This window comes from Bradyrhizobium sp. 1 (assembly GCF_023073315.1).
Taxonomy (GTDB): domain Bacteria; phylum Pseudomonadota; class Alphaproteobacteria; order Rhizobiales; family Xanthobacteraceae; genus Bradyrhizobium.
Genome location: NZ_JADPJH010000038.1, coordinates 121,368 through 146,165, shown reverse-complemented (window position 1 = coordinate 146,165; position 24,798 = coordinate 121,368). Strand labels below are relative to the sequence as shown.

22 protein-coding genes are annotated in these 24,798 nt (G+C 64.0%); 11 read left to right on the top strand and 11 right to left on the bottom strand.

The features are described 5' to 3' along the window. Positions 1-17: 17 nt before the first annotated feature. Together IVB29_RS36590 and tcuB are read left to right on the top strand one after the other, a co-directional pair. Complete coding sequence (locus IVB29_RS36590; RefSeq protein ID WP_247508283.1) at positions 18-1,046, top strand: esterase; 1,029 nt, start codon at positions 18-20, stop codon at positions 1,044-1,046. A 4-nt stretch (positions 1,047-1,050) separates the two neighbouring features. Next, positions 1,051-2,157 (top strand): tricarballylate utilization 4Fe-4S protein TcuB, encoded by a 1,107-nt coding sequence (tcuB, locus tag IVB29_RS36585; RefSeq protein ID WP_247508282.1) that lies wholly within the window; start codon positions 1,051-1,053, stop codon positions 2,155-2,157. 3 nt (positions 2,158-2,160) lie between these two features. Here the strand turns inward: tcuB and IVB29_RS36580 are convergent, their stop codons facing one another. From IVB29_RS36580 to IVB29_RS38620, 3 genes are all read right to left on the bottom strand, one after another. Next, positions 2,161-2,850, bottom strand: coding sequence for an alpha/beta fold hydrolase (locus IVB29_RS36580; RefSeq protein ID WP_247508281.1), 690 nt, complete (start codon positions 2,848-2,850; stop codon positions 2,161-2,163). Beyond that, positions 2,843-6,247: an acyl-[ACP]--phospholipid O-acyltransferase gene (locus tag IVB29_RS36575; protein ID WP_247508280.1), complete on the bottom strand. Its 3,405-nt coding sequence runs from the start codon at positions 6,245-6,247 to the stop codon at positions 2,843-2,845. The genes IVB29_RS36580 and IVB29_RS36575 overlap by 8 nt, the downstream gene beginning before the upstream one ends. 351 nt (positions 6,248-6,598) lie before the next feature. After that, positions 6,599-6,865 (bottom strand): hypothetical protein, encoded by a 267-nt coding sequence (locus tag IVB29_RS38620; protein WP_346731330.1) that lies wholly within the window; start codon positions 6,863-6,865, stop codon positions 6,599-6,601. Positions 6,866-6,916: 51 nt separating this feature from the next. On the opposite strand from IVB29_RS38620, the gene IVB29_RS36570 reads away from it, so the two are divergent. Further along, entirely contained in the window at positions 6,917-7,537 is a 621-nt protein-coding gene (locus tag IVB29_RS36570; protein WP_247508379.1) for a TetR/AcrR family transcriptional regulator, read from the top strand. Between the two features lie 12 nt (positions 7,538-7,549). On the opposite strand, the gene IVB29_RS36565 is transcribed toward IVB29_RS36570, so the two are convergent. After that, positions 7,550-8,857: a GGDEF domain-containing protein gene (locus IVB29_RS36565; RefSeq protein WP_247508279.1), complete on the bottom strand. Its 1,308-nt coding sequence runs from the start codon at positions 8,855-8,857 to the stop codon at positions 7,550-7,552. A gap of 245 nt (positions 8,858-9,102) precedes the next feature. Continuing rightward, positions 9,103-10,407 (bottom strand): nicotinate phosphoribosyltransferase, encoded by a 1,305-nt coding sequence (gene pncB / locus IVB29_RS36560; RefSeq protein ID WP_247508278.1) that lies wholly within the window; start codon positions 10,405-10,407, stop codon positions 9,103-9,105. A 182-nt stretch (positions 10,408-10,589) separates the two neighbouring features. Here pncB and IVB29_RS36555 point away from each other — a divergent pair, with 182 nt between their 5' ends. Beyond that, entirely contained in the window at positions 10,590-11,327 is a 738-nt protein-coding gene (locus IVB29_RS36555; protein WP_247508277.1) for a class I SAM-dependent methyltransferase, read from the top strand. Here the strand turns inward: IVB29_RS36555 and IVB29_RS36550 are convergent. Together IVB29_RS36550 and IVB29_RS36545 are read right to left on the bottom strand one after the other, a co-directional pair. Continuing rightward, complete coding sequence (locus IVB29_RS36550; protein WP_247508276.1) at positions 11,324-12,208, bottom strand: putative nucleotide-diphospho-sugar transferase; 885 nt, start codon at positions 12,206-12,208, stop codon at positions 11,324-11,326. The genes IVB29_RS36555 and IVB29_RS36550 overlap by 4 nt on opposite strands. A 191-nt stretch (positions 12,209-12,399) precedes the next feature. Further along, the gene (locus IVB29_RS36545) at positions 12,400-13,317 is read right to left on the bottom strand and encodes a LysR family transcriptional regulator (RefSeq protein WP_247508275.1); all 918 of its coding nucleotides are present in this window, start codon (positions 13,315-13,317) and stop codon (positions 12,400-12,402) included. 104 nt (positions 13,318-13,421) lie between these two features. On the opposite strand from IVB29_RS36545, the gene pcaH reads away from it, so the two are divergent. Further along, on the top strand, positions 13,422-14,210 hold the full coding sequence (gene pcaH, locus IVB29_RS36540; protein WP_247508274.1) for a protocatechuate 3,4-dioxygenase subunit beta: 789 nt from the start codon (positions 13,422-13,424) through the stop codon (positions 14,208-14,210). A 3-nt stretch (positions 14,211-14,213) separates the two neighbouring features. Continuing rightward, entirely contained in the window at positions 14,214-14,840 is a 627-nt protein-coding gene (pcaG, locus tag IVB29_RS36535) for a protocatechuate 3,4-dioxygenase subunit alpha (protein ID WP_247508273.1), read from the top strand. Between the two features lie 3 nt (positions 14,841-14,843). Here the strand turns inward: pcaG and IVB29_RS36530 are convergent, their stop codons facing one another. Beyond that, complete coding sequence (locus tag IVB29_RS36530; RefSeq protein ID WP_247508272.1) at positions 14,844-15,749, bottom strand: helix-turn-helix domain-containing protein; 906 nt, start codon at positions 15,747-15,749, stop codon at positions 14,844-14,846. A gap of 50 nt (positions 15,750-15,799) precedes the next feature. Between IVB29_RS36530 and pobA the strand changes: the two genes are divergently transcribed. Then, the gene (gene pobA / locus IVB29_RS36525; protein ID WP_247508271.1) at positions 15,800-16,972 is read left to right on the top strand and encodes a 4-hydroxybenzoate 3-monooxygenase; all 1,173 of its coding nucleotides are present in this window, start codon (positions 15,800-15,802) and stop codon (positions 16,970-16,972) included. 121 nt (positions 16,973-17,093) lie between these two features. Here the strand turns inward: pobA and IVB29_RS36520 are convergent, their stop codons facing one another. The 3 genes from IVB29_RS36520 to IVB29_RS36510 all read right to left on the bottom strand — a co-directional run bounded on the left by IVB29_RS36520 (position 17,094) and on the right by IVB29_RS36510 (position 21,258). Further along, positions 17,094-19,244, bottom strand: a complete 2,151-nt coding sequence (locus tag IVB29_RS36520) for an adenylate/guanylate cyclase domain-containing protein (protein ID WP_247508270.1) — start codon at positions 19,242-19,244, stop codon at positions 17,094-17,096. Between the two features lie 18 nt (positions 19,245-19,262). Continuing rightward, a complete protein-coding gene (locus tag IVB29_RS36515; protein WP_247508269.1) occupies positions 19,263-19,931 on the bottom strand; it encodes a hypothetical protein in 669 nt (222 codons plus the stop codon). A 187-nt stretch (positions 19,932-20,118) separates the two neighbouring features. Next, on the bottom strand, positions 20,119-21,258 hold the full coding sequence (locus IVB29_RS36510) for an HD domain-containing phosphohydrolase (RefSeq protein WP_247508268.1): 1,140 nt from the start codon (positions 21,256-21,258) through the stop codon (positions 20,119-20,121). Between the two features lie 288 nt (positions 21,259-21,546). Between IVB29_RS36510 and IVB29_RS36505 the strand changes: the two genes are divergently transcribed. From IVB29_RS36505 to IVB29_RS36490, 4 genes are read left to right on the top strand one after another with little or no spacing between them, the layout of a single operon-like run. After that, the gene (locus IVB29_RS36505; protein ID WP_247508267.1) at positions 21,547-21,870 is read left to right on the top strand and encodes an STAS domain-containing protein; all 324 of its coding nucleotides are present in this window, start codon (positions 21,547-21,549) and stop codon (positions 21,868-21,870) included. After that, positions 21,870-22,235 (top strand): response regulator, encoded by a 366-nt coding sequence (locus IVB29_RS36500; protein WP_008142319.1) that lies wholly within the window; start codon positions 21,870-21,872, stop codon positions 22,233-22,235. Before IVB29_RS36505 ends, IVB29_RS36500 begins: the two co-directional genes overlap by 1 nt. After that, on the top strand, positions 22,232-24,307 hold the full coding sequence (locus IVB29_RS36495; RefSeq protein ID WP_247508266.1) for a chemotaxis protein CheA: 2,076 nt from the start codon (positions 22,232-22,234) through the stop codon (positions 24,305-24,307). The genes IVB29_RS36500 and IVB29_RS36495 overlap by 4 nt, the downstream gene beginning before the upstream one ends. Next, a complete protein-coding gene (locus tag IVB29_RS36490) occupies positions 24,307-24,765 on the top strand; it encodes a chemotaxis protein CheW (RefSeq protein ID WP_247508265.1) in 459 nt (152 codons plus the stop codon). Before IVB29_RS36495 ends, IVB29_RS36490 begins: the two co-directional genes overlap by 1 nt. Positions 24,766-24,798: the final 33 nt, after the last annotated feature.

Here is a 24,798-nt window from a genome sequence, read left to right as displayed (position 1 = left end):
TGACGCCAGGAGGAACCATGTCACGCATTGCCATTGCTTCGATCGCGGCGCTGCTGATGGTCGGCCTTGCCCGCGCCGCCGAGCCGATCAGCCTGCGCGACATGGGCTCGTTCCATGTCGGCGGCCGCCTTGTCGAAATCTCCGGCAAGCCGGTGAGGGAGGTCGTGTTCGCGCCTGGCGGCGTGCCGGCCAAGGTCGATCCCAACGGCACCTATCAGGTCGAGCAGATGTACGTGCAATATTTCCTGCCGGCCAACGAGAAGGGCGCCTATCCGCTGTTGATGTGGCATGGCGGCGGACTGACCGGCGTCACCTACGAGACCACGCCTGACGGACGCGAAGGCTGGCTCAATTATTTCTTGCGCAAGGGGTGGGCGGTTTACAATTCCGACGCGGTGGAGCGCGGACGCGCGGGGTGGGCGCAATATCCAGATATCTTCAAGAGCGAGCCGGTCTTCCTCACCACGGCCAATCCGTTCGAGCGCTTCCGCATCGGCGATGGGCCGAATTCCTACGATCCTGATCCCGCCAAACGGAAGGTACTGCCGGGCAACCAGTTTCCCGTCGAGGGCTACGAGAATTTCGTCAAGCAGAACGTGCCGCGCTGGACCACGACTGACGATGCGACCGTCGCCGCCTATATCGCCGAGATCGATCGCGTCGGCCCCTCGGTGATCCTGTTCCACAGCCAGGCCGGCAGCTTCGGCTTCAAGGTCGCGCAAGCCCGGCCCGACAAAGTCAAGGCGCTGATTGCGATCGAGCCCGCCGGCATCGGCGATCCCGCCAAAGCGGATGTGCTGAAGAACATTCCGACGCTCATCATCTATGGCGATTATATCGAGCGCGATTCACGCTGGCCCAAGATCCGGGCCAACGGCATTGCTTTTGCCGACGCCATCAAGGCGGCCGGGGGCAGCGTCGACATCGTCGACCTCCCGCAGGCCGGCATCAAGGGCAATTCGCATTTGGTGATGATGGACAAGAACAACCTCGAGGTCGCGGCCCTGATCCAGAAATGGCTCGAGGGCAAAGGTCTGACGAAGTAAAGCCATGCACGGAACCCAAATTTTGGACGAAGCCGACCGTCTGATGACGGTCTGCAATTCCTGCCGCTACTGCGAGGGTCTTTGCGCAGTGTTTCCTGCCATGGAGATGCGCCGTGCCTTCTCCGATGGCGACCTCAACTATCTCGCCAACCTCTGCCATTCCTGCGGTGCCTGCTACGTCGATTGCCAGTTCTCGCCGCCGCACGAATTCAACGTCAACGTCCCGAAGACGCTGGCGGTTGCGCGCGCTGAATCCTATGCGGCCTATGCCTGGCCGCTGGCGCTGTCCGGCGCCTTCGCGCGCAACGGGCTTGTCATCAGCATCGTCGCCGCGCTCAGCATGGCGGCCTTCATCCTCGGCTTCGCCGCCCTGAACGACCGCAACGTATTGTTCGGTGTGCACACCGGCCCCGGTGCGTTCTACAAACTGATGCCGCATAACGCGATGGCGGCTTTGTTCAGCGCCGCCTTCCTCTTTGCGATCCTCGCGCTGGTCATGAGCGTGCGTGCCTTCTGGCGCGACATCGGTACGCCGATCGGTGGCCGCGCGGACGGCGGCTCCATCTTCCAGGCGATGCGCGATGCCGGCGAGCTGCGCTATCTCCATGGCGGCGGCGTCGGCTGCTACAATGAGGACGACAAGCCGACCGACCGGCGAAAGTTGTACCACCATTTGACGTTCTACGGCTTCCTGCTGTGCTTCGCCGCGACATCGGTGGCGACGCTGTATCACTATCTCCTCGGACGCGAGGCGCCGTACCCGTGGTGGGACCTGCCCGTGGTGCTCGGCACGCTCGGTGGGATCGGCCTCATCGTCGGCCCCATTGGGCTGTTCATCGCAAAGTCGCGCCGCGCGCCTGAGCTGCTCGACGAGAACCGCTACGGCATGGATGTCGGCTTCATCGCCATGCTGTTCCTGACCGGTGTCACCGGCATGCTGCTTCTGCTCCTGCGCGAGACATCTGCGATGGGGCCGCTGCTGGCGCTGCATCTCGGCGCGGTGTTCGCGCTGTTCATCACCATGCCCTACGGCAAATTCGTGCACGGCATCTATCGCTTCGCGGCGCTGGTGCGCTACGCGCAGGAGCGGCGCAGCGAAGCCGGGTCTTGAGAGTCAGATAGCCCGAAAGCGACCGTCGTGCAGGAACGCGATGGTCTGCTCGATCGCGACGGTGTGGCGTGGCAGTCCGGTATGGGACGCTTTCACCACGATATGGTCGGCCATGTCGGGCAGTTTTGCGCTCGTGACTGAGACCCGTCCGTCATTGGGGCGCGGCAGGACGAAAGCTGACGCGATCGGCGCGATGGTGCGGCATCCCGCGATGATGCCGATCGCGTAATCGGGCGACGGCAGGTCGATGAGCACGGGCGCTTGAGCGGTCGTAAGCTGCTGGCCGGCCGGGCCAAATGCAGCGCGATAAATCGAAAAATCCTTCAGCAGATCGGCGACCTCGCTTCCGCCATTGGGCGTGCCCAGCATGACGGCACGGCCGAGCCGCGCGGGGCGATGCCTCGAAATATAGACCCGCGCGAGCAGCCCGCCCATGGAGTGGGCGACAAAGTGGATCGTGCCATCGCACTGCTCCGCGAAGGCGGCGATCGACGCGTGGATCTCGTCCGCAAGCTCTTCGAGCGGCTTCTTGCGACTGGCGTAGTCAAGGTTCAGCGTCGCGTAACCGTGGCTTTGTAGCGCTCGCTCAAGCCGCTTCAGCGTCCAGGAGCCGACCCCGATGCCATGAAGCAAAACCACGCCGTTGCACCGGGTATCCACCGGTGCGACGGCGATGGGTTGGATCTCACGCAACCTCGCGCTCCGGCGGGGACGCCTGCTCGCGGGCCATCGTCGTCGCGGTGACATAGTCGGTCTTGCCGGTGCCCAGCAGCGGAACCTTGTCGATCACCATGATCGCCGCCGGAACGGTCAGCTCGGACGCGCCGATCGTCTTGGCCTGGGCCTGCATCGCGCTGCGCTCGGCATTCTTCTCCGTGGTCAGCAGCACGATGCGCTCGCCCTTGCGCTGGTCGGGGATCGACACGGCGACCGATGCCGCCTGTGGCCACAGTGTCGTCGCGATGTTCTCGACCGCCGAGAGCGAGACCATTTCGCCCGCGATCTTGGCAAAGCGCTTGGCGCGGCCCTTGATCGTGATGAAGCCGGCCGGGTCGATCGCCACGATGTCGCCAGTGTCGTGCCAGCCCTCGGCGAGCGGCTCGAGCACGCCGGGATTTTCGGCCCGTAAGTATCCGAGCATGACGTTCGGTCCGCGCACCGACAGGCGCCCGCCTTCCTCGATGCCGGGGACCGATTCGAGCTTGCTTTCCATCAGCGGCGAGAGGCGGCCGACGGTGCCGGGGCGATTGGCCATCGGCGTGTTCATCGCCAGCACCGGCGCGGTTTCAGTCACGCCGTAGCCTTCGAGAATGCGGATGCCGTAACGCTCCATGAACACCTGCCGCGTGCGGTCCTTGACCGCCTCGGCGCCGGCGATCACCAGGCGCAGGGTGCGGAAGTCGTAGGCATGCGCCGAGCGTGCGTAGCCACTGAGGAACGTGTCGGTGCCGAACAGGATGGTGGCACCGGTCTGGTAGATCAGCTCCGGCACGATGCGGTAGTGCAGCGGCGAGGGGTACATGTAGATCGGAATGCCCGCGAGCAACGGCATCATCATTCCACCTGTTAACCCGAACGAGTGGAACACCGGCAGTACGTTGAACACCTTGTCGTTGGCGTTGGCATCGACCCTTGCCAGCGCCTGCGCGGCGTTGGCGAGGATGTTGCGGTGGGACAGCACGACACCCTTGGGCGTGCCTTCCGAGCCCGACGTGAACAGCACGACGGCCGGATCGTTGGCCTGGCGGATAACGCGCGGCGCGGTGCCGGCGAGCAGGCCTTTGATCTTGTCGGCCGTGCCGATCGAGGCGCGAACGTCCTCGAGATAGACGACGCGGACCTCGGCGGAGATCGCGGCCATCAGCTTGTCGAGCTTGCCCTTCTCGATGAAGGCTTTTGAAGTCAGCACGGTCTTGACCTGCGCGGCCTTCATGGCGGCGAGGACGTTGACCGGGCCGGCGGAGAAGTTGAGCATCGCCGGGACCCGGCCGATGTTTTGCAGCGCCATGAAGACGACGGCGACGCCCGCGGAATTCGGCAGCAGCACGCCGACATTCTCGCCGACGGCGGTGCCGGTCTCGAGCTTGCGGCTCAAGACCTGCGCGCCGAGGATCAGCTTGCGATAGGTCAGCTTGGTGCCGAGCGCGTCCTCGACAATGACCTTGCCGGTATCGCGGTCGCGATAGGCGTGCCCGAGCGCTTCGAACAGCGTGTGATCGAGCATGGCGTTCTTGACCATCGCATCGATCATGACGTCCTGGAGCGCGGCGCCCGCGGCATTGCGGCGCGCCTTGCCCTTCAGCGCGGGATCAACCGGCAGCTTGACCGGCGGCAGGATGGTGACCGTCACCCGCGGAAACCACGAGCGCTTGACCTGGCTGCCGTTGAGATAGCTGAGATGCGAGCGCTGCGCGCCCTCGATACGAATGGGCACGACCACGGCGTCGGCCTTGTCCGCGATCATCGCGGTGCCATCATAGACCTTCATCAGCGATCCGGAGACGGTGATGCGTCCTTCCGGGAAGATCACCACCGGTTCGCCTGCGGCGACGAGCTTGATCAGGTCGCGCGCGGCCAGCGGCTTGCTCGGGTCCATGGTATAGTGCTTGACCACACGCAGGAACGGTTTTGCCCACCAGGCCTTGGAGATGCCGGTATCGACCGCGAAGCTCGCGTCGATTGGCAGCACGGCGTGCAGCAGCGGGCCGTCGATCAGGCTGACATGGTTGGGCGCGATCAGCATACGCGTGCCCGGAGGCGGCAGATTCTCGAGGCCGCGAATCTCGGTGCGGAACAGGGCGCGGAACAAGAGTCCGCCGAAATCGCGGACGCCTTCCTTGCCCCATTTGGTCAGCACGAACCAGACCGCGCCGAAGCTGGCGACGCCGAGGCCGAAGAAGATCCAGCCGACATGCAATCCGCCCGCCTGCAACAGCGCGACGAACAGCGAGCCGGCCACCATGAAGGCGGCCTGCAGCACGTTGCCGGCGGCGATGATGCGGGCGCGCTCGTTCGGAGCCGACCATGCTTGCACGGCCGCGAAGGAGGGAACGACGAACAGGCCGCCGCCGAATGCGAAGGCGACGAAGTCGAGCAGCATGCGCAGGCCGGTGAAGGAGGTCGCGAAGTCAACCGCGGCGATGTCTTGACCCTTGCTGGTCACGGCGATGGCCCAGGCGAGGTCGAGACCCGCAAAGCCCATGATGATCGCGCCGATCGGCACCAGCGCGAGGTTCGGGCGAACGTGGCTGAGGCTGGCGGCGAACAGCGAGCCGATGGCAATGCCGATCGCGAAGATCGCAAGGCACAGCGTGACCACGCCCTCGGAGCCACCGACGACATCCTTGACCAGCGCCGGCAGCAGCGACAGCACGATGGCGCCGACCAGCCAGAACCAGGAGACGATCACGGTGCCGTCCCACAGCCGGTGGTCGGCGTGCAGCGTCTTCAACAGGCTGATCGTCGAGGTCCAGGGATTGGCGTCGACGGGCAGCTCGGGCGCGGACGGCGTTGTTTGCGGAATGCGGGAGGCGAAGGCCCACGACAACAGGGCCAGCACGACGACGGCCGATGCGACCCAGCCCATATGGGCGGAGCCGGCCACGAACAGGCCACCGGCGACAGTGCCGAGCAAGATGGCCATGAAGGTCGCGCCTTCGACCAGCGCGTTGCCGGTCGCGAGCTCGCCGAGCGCGAGCTGGTCCGGCAGCATGGAGTATTTCACGGGGCCGAACAGGGCGGCGATGATGCCGAACAGTGCGAGCGCTGCGAACAGCAGCGGCACCGAATGCAGGAAGAAGCCGGCGGCGGCAAAGGCCGCAGCAAAGATCTCGGCGAATTTGAGCCGCCTTGCGACGACGGATTTGACGTATTTGTCGGCGAGCTGGCCGCCGAGCCCGGACAGGATGAAATAGGGGAAGATGAAGACGGCGCCCGCGACCGTCACCAGGGCATCGCCGTGGCCGGTCGCGGCACTGTAAAGCAGGATGATGACGAGTGCGTTCTTGAGCACGTTGTCATTGAGCGCCGAGAAGAATTGCGCCCAGAACAGCGGCGCAAAGCGGCGTGACGACATCAAATCCCTGATCATGACGAGTCCTGTTTTGGAAAGGCAGAGGTTGTTACGCAGTCGGTGAAACGTCACGACCGGAAGAGTATGGGACCAACGATTGCAGGGTGACGACGGTCGCCGGCCTGCCCCCTCGGTTCCTCCGATCCTGTTGGTCTCCAAGTGGTCTCGTTAGGTTCGCAAATATCTGGCCCCGGCCGCGATTCGGGCGGAAGGGCCGCACCTATCGAGGTATCGCGTCGGCGATGAGGAAAAGCTGAACCGCATCACTGAAATCCGTGAGACCGGCTGCGAACGGCGGGACATGGTAATTCCTTCCTTGCAACCGGATCTTGCATTCGAGCCGAGCGGAACGTGCCGGCTGTGCCCGTCTCAGGTGAGATGGGCGAGGTGGCGAAAGGGTGAGAGGTGGCCGAGCAGGCTGAAGCGGCGGCCCTCGCGACGGGCGTGGGAGCGGTTGGCACGCCACATCCGGAAAGTGGCGCGGCGTTCGGTGAGTACACCGGCAATGTCGCAGGCATTCGCGATGCGATCGATCGGCGCCATGGCCAGCTTGAGGACGGCTCGGCCAAGGCCAGTCACGAGAGCCGCGGCGTCGTCGAGAAAGGTGGTGGCGATATCCACAGCGAGGGTTTGCATTTTACAGGTCTCCGGGTTAATTTGAACAATGTTCACATGAGTAGCTTTAAAATGAACAATGTTCAAGAAGAATCGCTGCGAGACCAAAAAAGATTTCGGAGGCGGCTCCAGATCCTGGACAGCGCCCGCGGCATTATCGCGTCCAAGGGCTTGAGATCGTTGAAAGTTCGGGACGTCGCGGAGGCCGTCGGCTGTTCGGTCGGCAGCGTCTATAACGAGTTCGGCGACTTCGACGGGGTGATCCTGACGGTTAACCGGGAGACCGTTCAGGCGCTGACGGCGCGACTTGGGGGAGTTCCGAGTGAAGACCCTGTCCGCCAGCTCTACGGCCTGGCCGAGACCTATCTCGACTTCTTCGCCACGCACGCCAATTTGCTGCGGTCGCTGTTCGAGCACCGGATGGAGGATGATCGTCCTTATCCCGATGACATCCTTCAGCTGGTGATGGACGCCTTCGCGTTGATGCACCCGCCGTTGGTGCGGTTGCTCCCGGATGCGGACGATGTGCAGATCGCGCTGTTGTCACGCACCCTGTTTTCAGCGGTGCATGGGATCATTTCGCTCGGCCTCGAGGAGCGCATGATCGCCGTGCCGCCCCAGATGCTGCGCCAGCAGGTGGAGCAGTTTGTCGACGTGCATCTCGCGGGCCTTGGGATTCTGCCCGCGAAGTGAAAGGGGCCAACGTCACGCGCGCGCGGCTTCGCGCGGCCGTGCCGCAACGAGAACGATATCCGGCCGCAAACTGTCGACCTGAACCCGGTTGCGCCCCTTGTCCTTGGCGCGATAGCAGGCGGCATCCGCGCGCCGCATCGCATCCTCGAGCGTGGTGTCGCGGTCGGCGATGCAGGTGACGCCGATGCTGGCGGTCACCGCAAAGAGGCGATCGTCCCAGGCAAAGCTGAACAGCTCCAGCGATCGCCGCAGCCGTTCGGCGATATCGACGGCGGTTGCGGGCGAGCACCGCGGCAGGATCAGGCCAAATTCATCGCCGCCGAGCCGGGCCACCAGATCATGCGGCCGCCGGTCCTGTTGCAGCAGGTGAGAGACCTGGCAGAGCAGGCGATCGCCGGCGAGATGGCCGCAGCTGTCGTTGACGTTCTTGAATTGGTCGAGGTCGAGCAGGATCAAAGCGAGCGAGCCCGCCGCGATATTGTCCAGCTCGCTTTGCAGCCGCGCCTCAAAGGCACGGCGGTTGGCAAGACCAGTCAGCCAGTCATGCGATGCCTGGTACACCAGGCGCTCCTTCTCGTCATGCAAGGCATCTTCGAACGCCTGTCGTTGCAGCACCAGTCGCCGCGTGTGCCAGATCAGGAGCAGGATCAGCGTCGCGGCGGTGGCGATGTTGATGCAGGTCAGCGTCATCTTGATGGCGCGGGAGCCTTCGCCAAGGACAGTGGAGAAGCGGTTGGCATGCACCGTGAACTCGGCGTTGAGCTCCGAGAGCCGCGACGACAGGACTTGCAGGCGGCCGCCGTCCTGAATGGGGCCCTTCTGCAGATCGGACCGGATGACCTCGCCGAACACGCTCAGCTCCAGCAGCATGGGGTCCGTGGCAGCCCATTCGTGGATCGCTTCCTGGAGGAAGCTGACGCGGTTGAAATAGCGAAACAGCCAGATCAATCCCGGAATGTCATCAGGATGATTGCCGCCTTGCAGGAAGCCGATGCGGGCGACCTCGACGTCGACAGGATCGCGCTCAAGCGCCCATCGCGCGAACTCGTCGCCGATGGGAACGGCGAGCGAGGCCTCGTACTGCGCGAACTGGCTCTTGTCGCCCGAATGCAGATAGAGATTGAGGAAATAGACCGCGTTCTTTTGCGAGCGCGACCATAGCGCTTCACCCGCGACATAGGCGCGGACCGATGACATCACCTCGAGGCTGAATCCCGCGATCGCCGCCTGAAGCACGACGACCATCACGAAAGGCGAGACGAGCTTGATGACGTGAAGGAAGCTGTGTCCCTTCGTCGACGACGCTGCTCTGCGAAGCACCCTGCATTCCCCAAATAGCTCAACGACCCAGCTGAACGTTGCGCGTGCAACGCCAAGTAGAGGAGAAAGTTGCTCAACTCGACCTGAAAGATGCGGGAGACTGGGCGCAGGGTGAAGTCGTTGTGAAGTGGAAGCGCGCAGATTGCGGCAAATGCCGACAAACCGGAACCACCCGCTGCATTGGCGCACCAATGCGTCGGATTCGTCCTGCGCGGTTTACCCGACCGATAGAGTTTGGCCCGGCGCTAGACCAGCACCGGCTGGCGCACGCGGCCGGCGTCGCCGAACACACGCAGATAGCGCTCGATCTCCGAGGGCAGGCCGGTTGCCTTCTCCGGATTGTCGGAGAGCTTGACGGCCGGATGACCATCGGCCGACGACACTTTGCAGACCAGTGAGATCGGATCGAGATTGAACGAGCCGTCCGGCGGGCAGCCGACGAAGTCGTTGGTGAGGTTGGTGCCCCAGCCGAAGGAGAGCCGCACCCGGCCGGCGAAGTGGTGATAGGTCTCCTCGATTGAGCCGACATCCATCGCGTCGGAAAAGACCAGCAGCTTGTCCCTGGGGTTGCGGCCCTTCTTCTCCCACCAGGCGACGATCTCTTCGCCGGCCTGGATCGGGGGTGCGCTATCGGGCCGGAAACCGGTCCAGTCGGCGACCCATTCCGGCGCATCGCGCAGGAAGGCCTTGGTGCCGAAGGCATCGGGCAGCGCTATCAGCAAATTGCCGCCGTAGGTTTGGCGCCACTGGTCGAGGATGCGATAGGGCGCCCAGCGCAGCTCCTCGTCGTCCTTGGCAAGCGCCGCTGCGACCATCGGCAGCTCATGCGCATTGGTGCCGATGGCTTCGAGGTCGTTGTCCATCGCGAGCAGCACGTTGGAGGTGCCGATGAAGGACGGGCCCAGGCCTTCCTTCACCGCCTCCACGCACCAGCGCTGCCAGAGAAAACCGTGGCGGCGGCGGGTGCCGAAGTCGGAGAGCCGCAAATTCTCAAGCTTGCGCAGCCGCTCGACCTTGGTCCATAGCTTGGCCTTGGCGCGGGCATAGAGCACGTCGAGCTCGAAGCGGCCGCGGCCCTTCATCGCCGCGCGCGAGCGCAACTCGTTGAGGATCGCGAGCGCGGGAATCTCCCACATCGTGGTGTGGGTCCAGGGACCGTGGAAATGCAGCTCGTACTGGCCTTCGACCTTGCGCAGCTCGTATTCGGGAAGCCGGAATTCGGCCAGCCAGCGGATGAAGTCCGCCGAGAACATGTGGGTCTTGCCGTAGAAAGTGTTACCGGCAAGCCAGATCAGCTCCTTCTTGCTGAAGCGGATGGTGCGGGCATGGTCGAGCTGGGCCCGCAGCTCGCCCTCGTCGATGATCTCGGCGAGCCGCACATGGCGCGAGCGGTTGATGACCGAGAATGTCACCTGCCGATTCGGGTAGTCTTCCCGAATCATCTGCAACATCAATAGCTTGTAGAAGTCGGTATCCAGCAGGCTGCGGATGATGGGATCCAGCCGCCAGCTGTGATTGTAGGTCCGGCTCGCAATGTCGGTCACTGTCATGGGGGGAATTCTAGCGTGGCCGTGGCGGCGCAACCAGTGGGTTTGGCGAAGGACAGGGTATCGGCCGGCACTTGGCGCGAAGCGCCGACCGTAAGGCGCGTGGCCCGAAAGGGTGCGTTAGACAAACGAGTTGCAACTGTCCAAGATTGCCGCGCGATTGTTGGGTCATCCTAGGGGCGTTCATGAAATTCGCGACGGCGGTTGAGTTCCTGAAAGCCGAATTGAAGGGCTGGTTGAAGGACGCGGCTCTTGTTCGGCCGGACCAGGAAGCGATCTACATGGAGCTGTTTCGGAGAGACATCGCAAATGTTGGCGTCAAGGACAGGTTCTATCCGTTGGGAGGCGCCGCAAATTATAGCCTGCTCTATCTGTTGGCACGCTGCGTTGTGGAATTGAAGCCCGAGATCGCGGTCGAGCTTGGTGCTGGTCAAAGCACCATGCTCTTGAACGACATGAGAAGATCTGGGGCGTGGGGCGGTCGCCGAATTACGGTCGAGCATGATGCCGGCTGGATCGCCGAACTTTCCCGGGACATCGATGACGAGGGCGCCCCGTGCCGGTTCGTTCATTCGCCCCTGATCGAGCAAACGGCGGCCGGACGAAGGATACGCGGCTACGACTTTACCGTTCTCGAAAAGACCCCCATCAACCTCCTGCTTGTCGACGGTCCGCCGGCATACCGTCGCGGGGAACGGTTCTCGCGGCTTTGTGCCTTGCAGATCGTTGAAAGGCTCGATCCGAGCGGGTTTGTCATGATCATCGATGATTTCGAACGTGGCGGCGAGATCGTCCTGCTGGAAGAATGCATGAATCGCATGGACGAACTCGGCATTTCCTTTCGGAAGGGAGGAGGAGCCCAGGGTCGCAAGCGACAGGCCCTGCTCTGCGGTGGAAACTTTGTCAGGGCCGCGTATTTCTAGCAATCGGGTGCCTTCGGCAGCGCGTGCTCTCTTCGGCGGTGAAACAATTCAATGATCCGACGCAGCGGCCCGGTGAGTTTCCAAGAGGTGGAGTTGCGGACGGCCGCCAGCTGCGTCCGCGCGGTATCCCTCTCCGCCAGCAACCCGTGTCCTTCGGCCGCGACGGCGTGGAGTTTGGCCAAGGCGGAGTCCCGCTCCGTCGTGACCCAGTCGCGCATGGCAGCGTCGTCGCGCCACAGGCTGAACAAATGGGAAAACGTCTGACGCAATTGGGGACTCGCATGCTCGCGCAGCGGCGCGGTCATGGCGTCCGCCTCGATCATCCTGAGCCGAGTCGACGGATTGCCGATCCCTGCATAGTGGTGAACGATCGGATCAGGCGCCATGGCAAGACCCGGAATCGAATTCCAGGCGGTGTCGAGGCGCGCGAGACGGGACCGGTTGGGCTCGTCAGGACGATTGGGTCCAAGCCCCAGACAACCGTCATAGCCGAGCAAATGGAGGATGGTGGCCTGGTCGAACCAGGGATGCCGCAATTGGCCGGTCTCCCAGACCTGCTTGAAAAACGCGCGTGACCAGTCGGTCGCGCGGATCAGCATGACGCCCGAATTGAAATGTGGAATGAAATCGGCGGCCATGATCTCGGACGTCTCCGGGCCGTGCCAGGCCATATGGAGGTCGGCAGCATCCACCGCGGCCGTCCTGACATCGACATCGTTCCGAAGCACGATGGCGTCGATGTCCATCCAGAGCACGAAGTCGAAACCGTCTTCGAGAACGGCGCGGATCGCCTCGATCTTCAGCCATCCGCGCGGACGTTTCCAATTGTCGCCACGAATGAAGCGCTGCTCGTAGCCGTGTGTCCCGGCGAAGGCCTTCATACGCGGGATGGTAAGATCTGCGAGCGGCTGCTGAACGGAATCGCAGGCTGTCAGAAGGCACACGCTGGACTTCACAAGGCTTCTCCGGACGCCTTTGATTGGCGACCACTTCGCGCGAAGTATTAGCGTAGTCCTCGTGGGACAGCCAATAGACCGGCGTGAACAGTCGTTCGCAACCAGTGCATCAAAAATCAGGCACCCGCGGTCGCAGCCACAGTCTCCAGTTGTGCTCTGATCCAGCGGTGCGTTGGATCTTTCTGGTAGCGCTGGTGCCAGACCATGAACATCGGCAACTCCGCCAGCGTGCGCGCGCGCGAGGCCAGCGGTATCCGCGTCTGCGCGAAGCCGCGCATCACGCTGGAGGCGAGCAGGCTCGGCATGCTCGCCAGCATCTGCGAGCCGCGCAGGAAGGACGGCACGCCGGAAAAGCTCGGCACGGAGATCGCGATGTCGCGGTGGAAGCCGTTCGCCGCAAGCCTCCGGTCGAAGTCGAGCCGCTCATTGTCGGTATAGACGACGGTGACATGGCGCGCGGCGAGATAGGCGCCGCGGCCGGCAGGTTCAGCCCGCGCCTTGGGATCGTAGTAGCAGACGTAGTGATCGCTGAGCAGCCGCTTCTGCACGATGTCGATGCCGGACGGCGGCAGCGGCGTGATCAGGAGATCGCAGCGGTTTTCGCGCAGCATCGCGGGCGAGGGCGATTGCGAGGGGATCACGCGCAGGTTCAGGCTCTTCACTTGTCTTGCGGCATGATGGAAGAATCGCGGCAGCAGCAGGTCACGCTGAAAATCATTCGCGGCGACCGTCAGTGAAAGTTGTGCGAGGGCAGGCTCGAAGGTCACGCCGCCGGCAAAGTTGCGCATCTCATCGATCAGCGCGCGCGCTTTCGCGGCCAGCGCCTGGGCATGCGCGGTGGCGACGATGCCGCGGCCGGACTTGGCGAACAGCGGGTCACCGGCGATCCATCGCAGCTTGTTCAGGGCGTGGCTGACGGCGGACTGCGTCAGGCCGAGGCGCGTCGCCGCTGCCGTGACCGAGCCTTCCTCCAGCACGGCCAGGAATAGTTCGAGCGCGTGGCCGTCGAGCGCCAAATGATCGATTTTTTTCATGAAGTATATTATAATCGATCTATTTATCTGTGGAATAGGCCGGCTCATGATCTCCCGATAAGCCGCGCATCCGGACCGGGGCGCTACAGGGAGAGACAACGCCGATGAATGCCCAGGCGCCAGCCTCAAGGGATCCCCGCCTCAACCGCCCCGAGCCGTTCACGCCGCCGCTCGGCGACGGCGGGTTCTTCCAGCGCGACCGCTCTGTCCATCCGCCGGCGTATGCGCCCGGCTACAAATCCTCTGTGCTGCGCTCGCCGCGCCAGGCGCTGCTGTCGATCGAGAACTCGGTCTCGGAGATCACGGGCCCCGTGTTCGGCCACAACGATCTCGGCCCGCTCGACAACGATCTGATCCGCAACTACGCCAAGGACGGCGATCCCGTCGGCGAGCGCATCATCGTCCATGGCCGTGTGCTGGACGAGACCGGCCGCGGCGTGCCGAACACGCTGGTCGAGTTCTGGCAGGCCAATGCCGGCGGTCGCTACCGGCACAGAAAGGACACGTATCTCGCCCCGGTCGATCCGAATTTCGGCGGCTGCGGCCGCGCATTGACGGACGATACCGGCTATTACTATTTCCGCACCGTGAAGCCGGGCCCTTATCCCTGGCGCAACTTCGTCAACAGCTGGCGCCCGGCCCACATCCACTTCTCGGTATTCGGCTCGGGCTTTGCCCAGCGCCTGATCACGCAGATGTACTTTGAGGGCGATCCTCTGATTCCGGTCTGCCCGATCCTGACGACGATCCCGGACAAGGACGCGCTCGACCGCCTCGTGGCGCCGCTCGACCTCAACGCCTCGACGCCGTTCGACTCGCTCGCCTATCGCTTCGACATCGTCCTGCGCGGCCAGCGCTCCACCTATTTTGAAAATCGCACCGCGGGGAACTGAGCCATGCCGCAACCGCTCGACTATCTCAAGGAAACGGCGTCGCAGACCGCCGGGCCCTACGTCCATATCGGCCTGATCCCGGCCATGGCCGGCTTCGACATTTTCGAGAAGAACTTTTCCAACGTGCTGGTGACGCCAAATACGCAAGGCGAGCGCATCACGCTGGAAGGCAAGGTGATCGACGGCAGCGGCTCGCCGCTGCGCGACGTGCTGCTCGAGATCTGGCAGGCCAATGCGGCCGGCCGCTACAACCACCCGGCTGATCGCTCGGCCGGGGCGCTGGAGGAAGATTTTCGCGGCTGGGGCCGCGGGGGCTCGGATTTCGAAAGTGGCGTCGTCACGTTCGTGACCATCAAGCCCGGCGGCATCGCCGACAAATCGGGGCGCAAATGCGCGCCGCACGTCAATGTCTGGATCGTCGCACGCGGCATCAACATCGGTCTCAACACGCGGCTCTATTTCTCGGACGAGGAGGCCGCAAACGCCGCCGATCCCGTGCTCAACCTGGTCGAACCGGCCGTCCGCCGCAAGACGCTGATCGCCACGCGCAGTGAGCGCGCCGGCAAGGTCGTGTATTCCTTCACGATCAACCTTCAGGGGCCGGACGAGACGGTGTTCTTCGACGTCTGAGGTCTACGTCTCATCGCCATGGAGCTGCGCGCGAAAGGCGCGCGGCGACAATCCCGTGGCCGCCGCGTAGACGCGGCTGAAATAGGCGGGGTCCTCGAAGCCGAGCGCGTAGGCAACCGTCGAGACCGGAAGATTGGTATAGACGAGGTTGCGCCGCGCCTCGCGGATCAGGCGGTTGAGGATCAAATGCGAGGCGGTGTCGCCGGTCGCTGCCCGCGTCACCCGGTTGAGATGGGTCGGCGTGATCGACAGCGCGTCGGCGTAGTCGGCAACGCTCCAGCGTTGCAGATGATGCTGCTCGAGCAGTGCCTCGAAGCGGCGGAACAGCCCGCTTTCCGCCGTGCCATTGCCGCCGCTCTCGCCCGCGAGTGCGCGGGCGACCAACCCGATCATGGCTGCCGACAGCGCGCGCAGCACATGTGCGCGGCCGAAATCACGCGCGGCGTGCTCGGCAAAAATCTGCTTCATGGTGGCGCGGATCTGCGGCGTGCCGCGCGCCACGGCTGATCGCGACCGAGCCGCGCGCAGGCCTTCCGCGGCAAGCAGCGCCTCGTCGAGAATCTCGGCGGCGATCGTCAGCACCCAGCCTTGTGTCTCCGGCACGAAACGGAAGCCGTGGACGTGTCCGACCGGCACGTTGACGATCCGCATCGGCTTCAAGGGCACCACGCGTCCGTCGAGCGTCGCCTCGCCGCCGCCGCGCTCGATCAGCAGCACCTGGTGCAGCCGGGCATGACGGTGTACGGCCAGCGTCCAGTCGTGCAGCACCGAGCGCGACGCAATCGTCTCGCAATGTACGACGTCGGGCAGATCGCCGGACTCGCCGAAGAGGTTGTAGACCCGGATCGCCGGGGCGGGGGCTGCGCTTCTCATGTTCGAATAGTACAAGACAAAGGCCAAAGCCTCCATCGGTTTGCAGCCCTCGATCTGCAAAAAGCGCGCTGACGGGAGGACGCAAAATGAAAGTTCAGGTCTGCATCATGGGCGGTGGGCCGTCCGGGCTGCTGCTGTCCCAGTTGCTGCACCTGAAGGGCATCGACACCATCGTGCTGGAGAAATACAGCCGCGACCATGTGCTGGCCCGCATCCGCGCCGGCGTGCTCGAGCACGGCTTTGCGAAGCTGATGCGCGAGGCGCAATGCGGCGAGCGGATGGATCGCGAGGGCGAGATTCACGGGGGATTCGAGATCGCCCATGACGGCAGGCTCTCCCACATCGATCTGCACAAGCATTCCGGCGGCAATTCGGTGCTGGTCTACGGCCAGACCGAGCTGACGCGCGATCTCTATGAGGCGCGCGACCGCCTCGGCGGCATGGTCGTGCATAATGCGGAAGACGTGACGCCGTACGATCTCACGTCGGAGCGGCCGCACGTCACGTATCGTGCGAATGGCGAAACCATTCGCGTGGATTGCGACTACATCGTCGGCGCCGACGGTTTTCACGGCGTCAGCCGCAAATCGATCCCGAAGGACGTGCTGCGCGAATACGAGAAGGTCTATCCGTTCGGCTGGTTAGGGGTGCTGTCGCGCACCAGGCCGGTATCGCCGGAGTTGATCTATGCGAAGCACGAGCGGGGCTTTGCGCTGTGTTCGCTGCGTTCGCAGGTGTTGAGCCGTTACTACATCCAGGTGCCGCTGACCGACAAGGTCGAGGACTGGAGCGACGATGCGTTCTGGGCCGAGCTGAAGCGCCGCCTGCCGGGCGAGGTCGCCTATCGCCTGATCACGGGCCCTTCGATCGAGAAGAGCATCGCGCCGCTGCGCAGCTTCGTCGCGGAGCCGATGAGCTACGGCCGCCTGTTCCTCGCGGGCGACGCCGCCCACATCGTGCCGCCGACTGGAGCGCGCGGGCTGAACAGCGCGGCGTCCGACATCTACTATCTCTACCACGCCATGCTCGCGCATTATCAGAGCGGCGACGATTCCGGCCTCAAGGGCTATTCCGCCAAGGCACTCGCGCGCATCTGGAAGGCGCAGCGTTTTTCGTGGTGGATGACGATGCTGCTGCATCGCTTCGCCGACCGGCTCGACTATGAGGATCGGCTTCAGCAGACGGAGCTCGACTATCTGCTATCCTCAGAGACGGCGCAGCGCTTGCTGGCGGAGAATTATGTGGGGCTGCCGTTTTAGCGGCAAACGCTGGTGTCCTCCCTTCTCCCCTTGTGGAAGAAGGTGGCGCGAAGCGCCGGATGAGGCGAGCCACCCTCTCCCACAAGGGAAGAGGGGAAGCCAGCGCGCTTGGTCGACGCCGTTACTTTCCTTCCAGCGTATTGACTGGCGTCCAGTCCGGCGCAGGCGGATTTGTGGCGAATGCCTTCGCGCGTTTGGCAAATAGCGCTGACGCTGGATCGATCTTCGCTACTCTCTCGAACGCATCAGACGCCCTCGCAAACTCCCTTGCCCGCCAACATGCCAGCCCTTCCGCATAGGCCGCGGCGACCTTCGCCTGCTCGCCGCGTTTCGCGCCCTTGTCCGCCAGCGGCTCGAACACCTTGATCGCCTCGCCGCGGCCCATCACCCTGATCGCATCCAGCTCGCGCCAGGCGAAGATGTCGCCGCTCTGCGCCATCGTCGTTTCCGACGCCATGATCGCGGTGCCGTAATATTTGTTGGCGCCTTCCAGCCGCGAGGCGACGTTCACGGTGTCGCTCATCACGGTGTAGTTGAAGCGGCGGCGGGAGCCGATATTGCCGACCACGGCTTCGCCGCTGTTGAGGCCGATGCGGTGCGACAGGTCGTGGCCGGCGAAGGCTGGGTTGCCAGCGTTGAGCTCTGCAAGCTTCTGGTGGCACTTCAGCGCAGCGTGAACGGCGTTGCGCGCGTGGGCGGGATCGTCGGCCGGGGCGCCGAACATGGCGACAATGGAATCGCCGATATATTTGTCGACATAGCCGCCATGGCCCTCGATGATATCGGTCATGGCCGAGAGATATTCGTTCATCAGGGTCACCAGTTCGCCCGGCGTCATCGTCTCCGCGATGGAGGAGAAGCCGCTGAGGTCGGAAAAGAACATGGTGACGTTGCGCATCTCGCCGCCGAGCGCCGGCATCTTGCCGGAGGCGACCATGGTGTTGATGACTTCGGGCGCGAGATAGAAGGCGAAGCTCTTGCGCAGGAAGCGCTCGTCGCGGTCGGCCAGCACGAAGCGGTAGCCGATCATCATCGCGAGCGCGGCGAGGCTTGCGAGCGCAGGCTCGGTCAATGGCAGTGCCACGGCATAAACGAACGTCCCGACGGCCACCGCGGTGTAAACGGCAGTGAGGACGAACCAAGCGATCATCGCGCCGCCGGGGGCGAGCATGCAGGCTCCGCAGGCGATCACGGCTGCAAGCGCGATCGTGAGAATGGTCCGCATGGGAAAACCGAGCTCGGCCACGGCGTCGCGCTCGATCAGGTTTCGCACGACGGTGGCATGCACGAAGACGCCCGCGATGTCGCTCCGGGCCTTTTGCGTGGCGCCCGCCGGGACGGGCAGGGCGCATCGCGGCGCCGGCGATCCGTCATACCCGCCCGCAAGGCGCATCGAGGTGAGCTTGCGGTCGTCGAAATTGAGGACGGTGCCGAGCAGCACCACCTTGCCCGCGAAGGCGCGGCGGAGGAAATCGCGGTCACCCCTCTCGACGCAGGCGCGCAAATCGGCAAAGGAATAGGCCGGGACATCGCGGCCCAAGCCGCGGAAATTGAGCGTCAGCGTATTGGGGACCGTGCTCGGGATCGCATAGCCGGACAATTCCGTCACGCCGGATGGTCCGGTCTCGGGCTTTGCGCCGAGCGCACGCGCGGCGAGCTCGACCGCCATCGCCGGGGCCGGCTTGCCGTCGACCGCAAAGCTGAGCGGCATCCGCCGGATGACATCGTCGCTGTCGGTATGGACGTTGAGGGCGCGGATGTTGTTCTTCACCGCCAGTTGCTGCGCCCGGTCAGGACTGTCTGGGTGGTCGTTGCTGAGCACCTCGCCGAGCACCAGCTTGCCGTTGTCGGAGAGCTGTCGCAGCGCGATCAGATAGTCCCGGTCGAACCCCTTTATGCGGCTGCCGAACGAGGTATCGCCGAAGGGAATCTCCGACTGCTCGATCAAACTCTTGAAGATGACGTCGAAGCCGATGACCTTGGCACCGCCTTCGTTGATGCTCCCGAGCACCCGGCCGATTTCGCGCGTCCAGGTCTGTGTCGGCGATCCCTTGAAGGGCGGGGTGTCGTAGGTCTCCCCGTCGATCGCGACGACGACGACCGGCGATGTCGCGGGATCGCGGTTGTCGCCGATGATCTTGCCGCGCAGCGCCGTAAGGATGTCGAGCGAGAGACCTTGCAGTGCCTGAAGCGGTGGAGACGTGAAGACCGCGCCTGCAATGAGCGCAATCAGGATCGCCGCAACGATGTCCCGCCCACCGATCCGCCGCATCGCCTGTCGCCAGGCAGCCTATTCGAGCCGCAGCAGGCGGCCGACGATCGGCGTCGGCGATGACGTGGCGCTGGAATCGACCTGGAAGGCGTAGCGCTTGGCGCCGAGAATGGCGATATAGCTGCCGCCCGGGGTCAGCGACTTCCCGGCCTTGGCAAAGTCATAGAACTTGCCGCCGACCATGATCTCATTCTTGAGCGGCATGGTGATGCTGGGTTCCTTGCCGTCGGTGCGTTCGATCACCAGCGTGCTGCCGCTCTTGGCCTGCACCAGCGGCGCAACGCCGTAGATCGTCGGCAGCTTTGCCGGCTCGGCCTTGGCGTCCGATCGCATGGTGCGGAAGGTGGTCGCTGCACTCTGGTTAGCCTCGCGCTCCGAGAGTTTTGCCGCATTGGTGTCGCAGGGCACCTTGTCCCGCTTCACCTCGCCGAGCTGCACGGTGCTCTGCTCGGCGCCGACCAGAACGACGCCTTCGCTGATGGTCTCGCGCACGCAGGATTTGAGGTAGCTGAGCGTCACGCTCGCCTTCGGGCCGAGCTTGATGATCTTGCCCGGCGCCACATAGTCCATGAATGCGATGCCATCGACCTTGCCTTGGACATCCTCGACGATCGCGGCCGGGGTTTCCGCCAAGGCGGGTGTCGCAACACAGAACGCGCCGACAACGGCGCCGATCAGGCTCTTCATGGGAATACTCATCCAGTTCGACCGATGTTTGCCGGTCCCCGTCCTGGTTCGATGTTTAGCAGCGGCTCGCCCAGGCAAGTGTGACCAGAATCACTTTTAGTAATTGGTGCCACTTTAGCAGGAACAGGTTCAACGCGGCGACCGGAGAAAACGGAGCCGCGGCAAGCTCTTGCCCGGACTGATCATGTCAGTCGGCCGAAACGGCCTCGGGCGCGGGATCCTCCACCAGACGGTTCTCAGCCACACACTCTATAATGGGAGCTTGCGGAGCCTCGGTCTTCTGGAATGGCGTCGCCTGCTGCCCGGCGGCGATCTCCACGACGTCGTCCCAGCGCGACAGGAACGCCTCGACACAGGCCGGATCGAACTGCCGGCCCTGGTTCTCGACCAGATAGCTGCGCGCGACGTCCAGCGGCATCGGCTCTTTATATGGGCGTCGCGTCGTCAGGGCGTCGAAAACGTCGGCGACCGCGACCACGCGTGCGGCAACCGGGATCTCGTCTGCCTTCAGGCCGTTCGGATAACCCGCGCCGTCCCAGCGCTCGTGATGGCCTGCGGCAATTTGCGCACCGAGCTGGATCAGCTCGCAGCTGGAGTCTGCCAGGATTTTCTCGCCGATCATGGCGTGGGTGCGGATGACAGCCATCTCCTCGTCGGTCAGCCGGCCAGGCTTGAGCAGGATGTTGTCGGGAATGGCGACCTTGCCGACGTCGTGCAGGGGCGCGGCGAGATAGATGTCGCGGCAGAGCCGGGGCGGCAGGCCGAGCTGCTCGGCGATGATGCGGCTGTAGCGGGCGACCCGCAGCGTGTGCTCGCCGGTGTCGTTGTCGCGGTACTCGACCGCGAGCGCGAGCCGCAGGATGATCTCCTCCTCGCGCTCGCCGAGTTTTTGGGTCGCGGCCGCGACGGCGCTCGCGAGATCGGCTGCACGGTCGTTCTGTTTGCGCACGGCTGCACCAAGGTGCACCAGGTTGCGCAGGCGCACCGTCATCTCGACGCTCTGCGGCGCCTTGGGCAGGAAATCGGTTGCACCAGCCTGCAGCGCTTCCATCTTGACGTCATCGGTCTGCCGCGACGTGATCATCGCGATCGGGGTGTCGGCGCAGCCGGGCAGGGTGCGGAAGACGCGGATGAAGCTGATGCCGTCCATATGCGGCATCTCGTAGTCGACCAGCACGAGGTCGAACACGCGCTCGCGTGCGCAGGCCAGCGCCTCCACGGGATCGAGGAAGGTCGTGGCCTCGACCAGGCCCTCCGCTTCGATATGACGTTTCAGGAAATTGAGGACAGAGCGGCTGTCGTCAACCAGAAGCGCTTGGGTCAGCATCGGCGGCCGGGCTCGTTCGGATGGCGAGGCATGGCCTCAACAAGTAACCGTTGCGATTTAACGCGAAGCAAACGTTTCACCTGCGACGAGCTGACTCAAGACTGCGCACAACGCATGAGAATTGAGCGGGCTATGCACAGATGCATGCAGACGCGAAGTTCTTCGATATGTGACCCGTAGTTGTACGGAGCCGCCCATTAGGGGTTTGCTCACTCTCCAACCCGAATAGTCGTCGCGCGGGATTCGCGCGATGCGTGCAGCGACTCCCCGAGGAAATTTGGGGGACGAATGTCGTCTGATGCTACGGAGCCGAAGTGGTCCCTACGGCTGCCCGCGGATTGCAGCATTGCTGCGATCCGCAATGTCTATGACCTGATCCGCGAGGCTTTCGGCCGGCAGGACCGGCTCGAGATCGACTGTTCGAGCGTCGACAAGGCCGACGTGACTTCGATCCAGCTTCTGCTGTCGGCGGCCAAGACCGGCGATGCCCAGGGCCGCCCAGTGGTGCTCACATCCTTCTCCCAATCACTGCGCAACACCCTTCGCCGTGCCGGCTTCGCGAGCGACGCGATGATCGATCAGCATTTCCCGCAAAAGAAAGATGGCACCTAATGGCCACGATTCTCACGGTCGACGATTCCCCCAGCATCCGCCAGATGATCAAGGTCGTGCTCGAGCCGGCCGGTCACAACGTGATCGAGGCCGGCGACGGCGCGCAAGGGCTCGCCAAGGCGCAAGCCGGCAAGCTCGACCTCGTCATCACCGATCTTAATATGCCCGTCATGAACGGGCTGGAGCTGATCCGGGCGCTGCGCAAGCTGCCGAGCGCGGTCGGAATGCCGATCGTGTTCCTGACCACCGAATCCAACGACACGGTGAAGCAGGAAGCCAAGAGCGCCGGCGCCACCGGCTGGATCACAAAGCCCTTCAAACCCGAGCAGCTGCTCGCGGTCGTCGGCAAGCTGGTGCGTGCATGAGCGCGATCGACCCGACCGAGGTCTTTCGTCAGGAAGCCAGCGAGTTGTTCGAGGTCCTGGAAGGGGCCCTGCTCGATCTCGGCCAGCGTCCCGACGACCGCGAGCTGGTCGATTCCGCCTTCCGCGCCCTGCATACGATCAAGGGTTCGGGCGCCATGTTCGGCTTCGACAAGGTCGCCTCCTTCACCCACGAATTCGAAACTGCCTTCGATCGCGTCCGCAAGGGCGAGATCAAGCCGACCCAGGAGCTGATCTCGGTCGCGCTTGCCGCAAAGGACTATATCCGCGCGCTGATCGAAGACCCGCAGTCGACCGACGACATCATCGGCGAAGGCATCCTCGACGACCTCAAGCGCTTCGTGTTTCCCGACCAGCCCGCCGCTCCCGTGGCTGAAATCGCCGAAGCGCCGCCGCTGGCACCGGCCGAGAGCAAGCAGGCCGGCTGGCACCTGTATCTGGAATTCGAATCCCACATCCTGCGCAACGGCTCGAACCCGCTCGACCTGCTGGAAGACCTTTGCAAGCTCGGCCCCTGCTTCGTCGTGCCCGTGACCGACGGCATCCCGTTCCTCGACGAGATGGAGCCGGAAGACTGCTATCTGAAGTGGGACGTCAAGCTGCACGCGGCCTGCGACAAGGACGCAATCGACGACGTCTTCATGTTCGTCTCCGACGAGATGAAGCTGACACTCTCGCCGCTCGAGCATGTCGAGACGCCCGCGCCGCTGCCGCTGTTCCAGTTGCTCGACGAGGAGCCGGCTCCGGTCGCCGGGATGACCGCGCCGGTGGTTCAGGTGGCTGCCGCGCCGGTTGCCGCGCAGCCCGTCGCGAAGGCGGAGCCCAAAGCTGAATCAAAACCGGAACCGAAGCCCGAGGGCAAGCGCGACGACCGCGGCATCGCCACTGTTCGTGTCCAGGCGGAACGTCTCGACGAGTTGATGGACCGGGTCGGTGAGCTCGTCATCGCGCAAGCGCGCCTGACCCAGCTCGCTTCATCCGGCTCCGACCTCTCGATCAAGATGATCGCCGAGGAAATCGAGCGCCTTGCCTCGTCCTTGCGCGACACCACGATGGGCGCGCGCATGGTGCCGATCGGCTCGCTGTTCGGCCGCTTCCGCCGCCTGATCCATGATTTGTCGCGCGATCTGTCGAAGCCGGTCGACTTCGTCACCACGGGTGAGGACACCGAGCTCGACAAGACCATGATCGAGTGCCTCGCCGATCCCTTGGTTCACCTGATCCGCAACGCCATCGACCACGGCATCGAGGACACCGCGACCCGCTCCGCGAACGGCAAGACCGAGCAGGGCCGGATCGAGCTTGCCGCCGTTCATTCCGGTGCGCAGGTGCTCGTCACCGTCAAGGACAATGGCGGCGGCCTCAACACCGCGCGCATCCGTGCGAAGGCGGAAGAGCAGGGGCTGATTGCCGCCGGCGCTGTGCTGACCGATCACGAGATCCACCAGTTCCTGTTCCACCCGGGCTTCTCGACCGCGCAGACCATCTCTGCGTTGTCAGGTCGCGGCGTCGGCATGGACGTGGTCAAGCGCACTATCGAGAACATGCGCGGCACGATCGACCTGTCGACCCGGCCGGGCCAGGGCACCACGGTGACGCTGCGCCTGCCGCTGACGCTCGCGATCATCGAAGGTCTTCTGATCCGCGTCGGCGAAGGCCGCTACATCATTCCGCTGTCGGCGGTGGAGGAATGCATCGAACTGACCGCCGAGGACGAGCGCTCCCGCGGCCGCAACTTCCTCAACGTCCGCGGCAACCTCGTGCCGTTCCTCAGGCTGCGCGAGATCATGACCGCGTCGGGCACGCCCGATCGGCACCAGAAGACGATCATCATCTCGACCGGCGAGACACATGTCGGCCTCGTCGCCGACCAGATCATCGGCAACCACCAGACCGTGATCAAGTCGCTCTCCAAGCTGCATTCCGACGTCACGATCTTCTCCGGCGCGACGATCTTGGGTGACGGCACGGCGGCACTGATTCTCGACGTCGCGCAACTCGTCATGCTGGCGCAGACGAAGGTCGAGAAGCAGCATATTAGCGAGGCGGCGTGATGACCGAGGGACAGGCGGGCGAACGTCAGGACGCGATGCAGGTCGTGATGATCGGGCTCGGCGAGGAGAAATTTGCGCTCGACGCGGGCCTCGTGCGCGAGATCATCGATCCCGTGCCGGTGACCAAGGTGGCGGGCGCGCGGGCCTTCGTTCCCAGCGTCATCAATGTGCGCGGCAACGTCATTCCGCTCGCTGACCTTCGTATCCGCTTCGGCATGCCGCAGCCGGAAAATTCGGCCGACACGCGCATCGTCGTCATCGAGCTTCAGCTCGACGGCGAGCCGGTGCTGGTCGGCGTCACCGCCGACAAGGTCTACGAGGTCACCGAGATTTCGCAGACCGACGTGCAGCAGACGCCGCGCGTCGGCATGCACTGGAAGCCGGAGTTCATTCGCTTCATCGCCAAATGGCGTGAAGAGTTCGTCATCGTTCCCAACATGGAACGCATCCTGAATTGAAATGAGGTCTCGGGCGAGACTGGGGTTAGGGGC

What these genes read in the sequence shown, in the direction of transcription:
- IVB29_RS36555 (WP_247508277.1), top strand. Translation starts at nt 10,590, where the DNA reads ATGAAATTCGCGACGGCGGTTGAGTTCCTGAAAGCCGAATTGAAGGGC.
- pcaH (WP_247508274.1), top strand. Translation starts at nt 13,422, where the DNA reads ATGAATGCCCAGGCGCCAGCCTCAAGGGATCCCCGCCTCAACCGCCCC.
- IVB29_RS36520 (WP_247508270.1), bottom strand. Translation starts at nt 19,244, where the DNA reads ATGCGGCGGATCGGTGGGCGGGACATCGTTGCGGCGATCCTGATTGCG.
- pobA (WP_247508271.1), top strand. Translation starts at nt 15,800, where the DNA reads ATGAAAGTTCAGGTCTGCATCATGGGCGGTGGGCCGTCCGGGCTGCTG.
- IVB29_RS36495 (WP_247508266.1), top strand. Translation starts at nt 22,232, where the DNA reads ATGAGCGCGATCGACCCGACCGAGGTCTTTCGTCAGGAAGCCAGCGAG.
- IVB29_RS36490 (WP_247508265.1), top strand. Translation starts at nt 24,307, where the DNA reads ATGACCGAGGGACAGGCGGGCGAACGTCAGGACGCGATGCAGGTCGTG.
- pncB (WP_247508278.1), bottom strand. Translation starts at nt 10,407, where the DNA reads ATGACAGTGACCGACATTGCGAGCCGGACCTACAATCACAGCTGGCGG.
- IVB29_RS36570 (WP_247508379.1), top strand. Translation starts at nt 6,917, where the DNA reads ATGAACAATGTTCAAGAAGAATCGCTGCGAGACCAAAAAAGATTTCGG.
- IVB29_RS36500 (WP_008142319.1), top strand. Translation starts at nt 21,870, where the DNA reads ATGGCCACGATTCTCACGGTCGACGATTCCCCCAGCATCCGCCAGATG.
- IVB29_RS36550 (WP_247508276.1), bottom strand. Translation starts at nt 12,208, where the DNA reads ATGAAGGCCTTCGCCGGGACACACGGCTACGAGCAGCGCTTCATTCGT.
- IVB29_RS36530 (WP_247508272.1), bottom strand. Translation starts at nt 15,749, where the DNA reads ATGGAGGCTTTGGCCTTTGTCTTGTACTATTCGAACATGAGAAGCGCA.
- IVB29_RS36545 (WP_247508275.1), bottom strand. Translation starts at nt 13,317, where the DNA reads ATGAAAAAAATCGATCATTTGGCGCTCGACGGCCACGCGCTCGAACTA.
- IVB29_RS36590 (WP_247508283.1), top strand. Translation starts at nt 18, where the DNA reads ATGTCACGCATTGCCATTGCTTCGATCGCGGCGCTGCTGATGGTCGGC.
- IVB29_RS36505 (WP_247508267.1), top strand. Translation starts at nt 21,547, where the DNA reads ATGTCGTCTGATGCTACGGAGCCGAAGTGGTCCCTACGGCTGCCCGCG.
- tcuB (WP_247508282.1), top strand. Translation starts at nt 1,051, where the DNA reads ATGCACGGAACCCAAATTTTGGACGAAGCCGACCGTCTGATGACGGTC.
- IVB29_RS36510 (WP_247508268.1), bottom strand. Translation starts at nt 21,258, where the DNA reads ATGCTGACCCAAGCGCTTCTGGTTGACGACAGCCGCTCTGTCCTCAAT.
- IVB29_RS36515 (WP_247508269.1), bottom strand. Translation starts at nt 19,931, where the DNA reads ATGAAGAGCCTGATCGGCGCCGTTGTCGGCGCGTTCTGTGTTGCGACA.
- IVB29_RS38620 (WP_346731330.1), bottom strand. Translation starts at nt 6,865, where the DNA reads ATGCAAACCCTCGCTGTGGATATCGCCACCACCTTTCTCGACGACGCC.
- IVB29_RS36575 (WP_247508280.1), bottom strand. Translation starts at nt 6,247, where the DNA reads ATGATCAGGGATTTGATGTCGTCACGCCGCTTTGCGCCGCTGTTCTGG.
- pcaG (WP_247508273.1), top strand. Translation starts at nt 14,214, where the DNA reads ATGCCGCAACCGCTCGACTATCTCAAGGAAACGGCGTCGCAGACCGCC.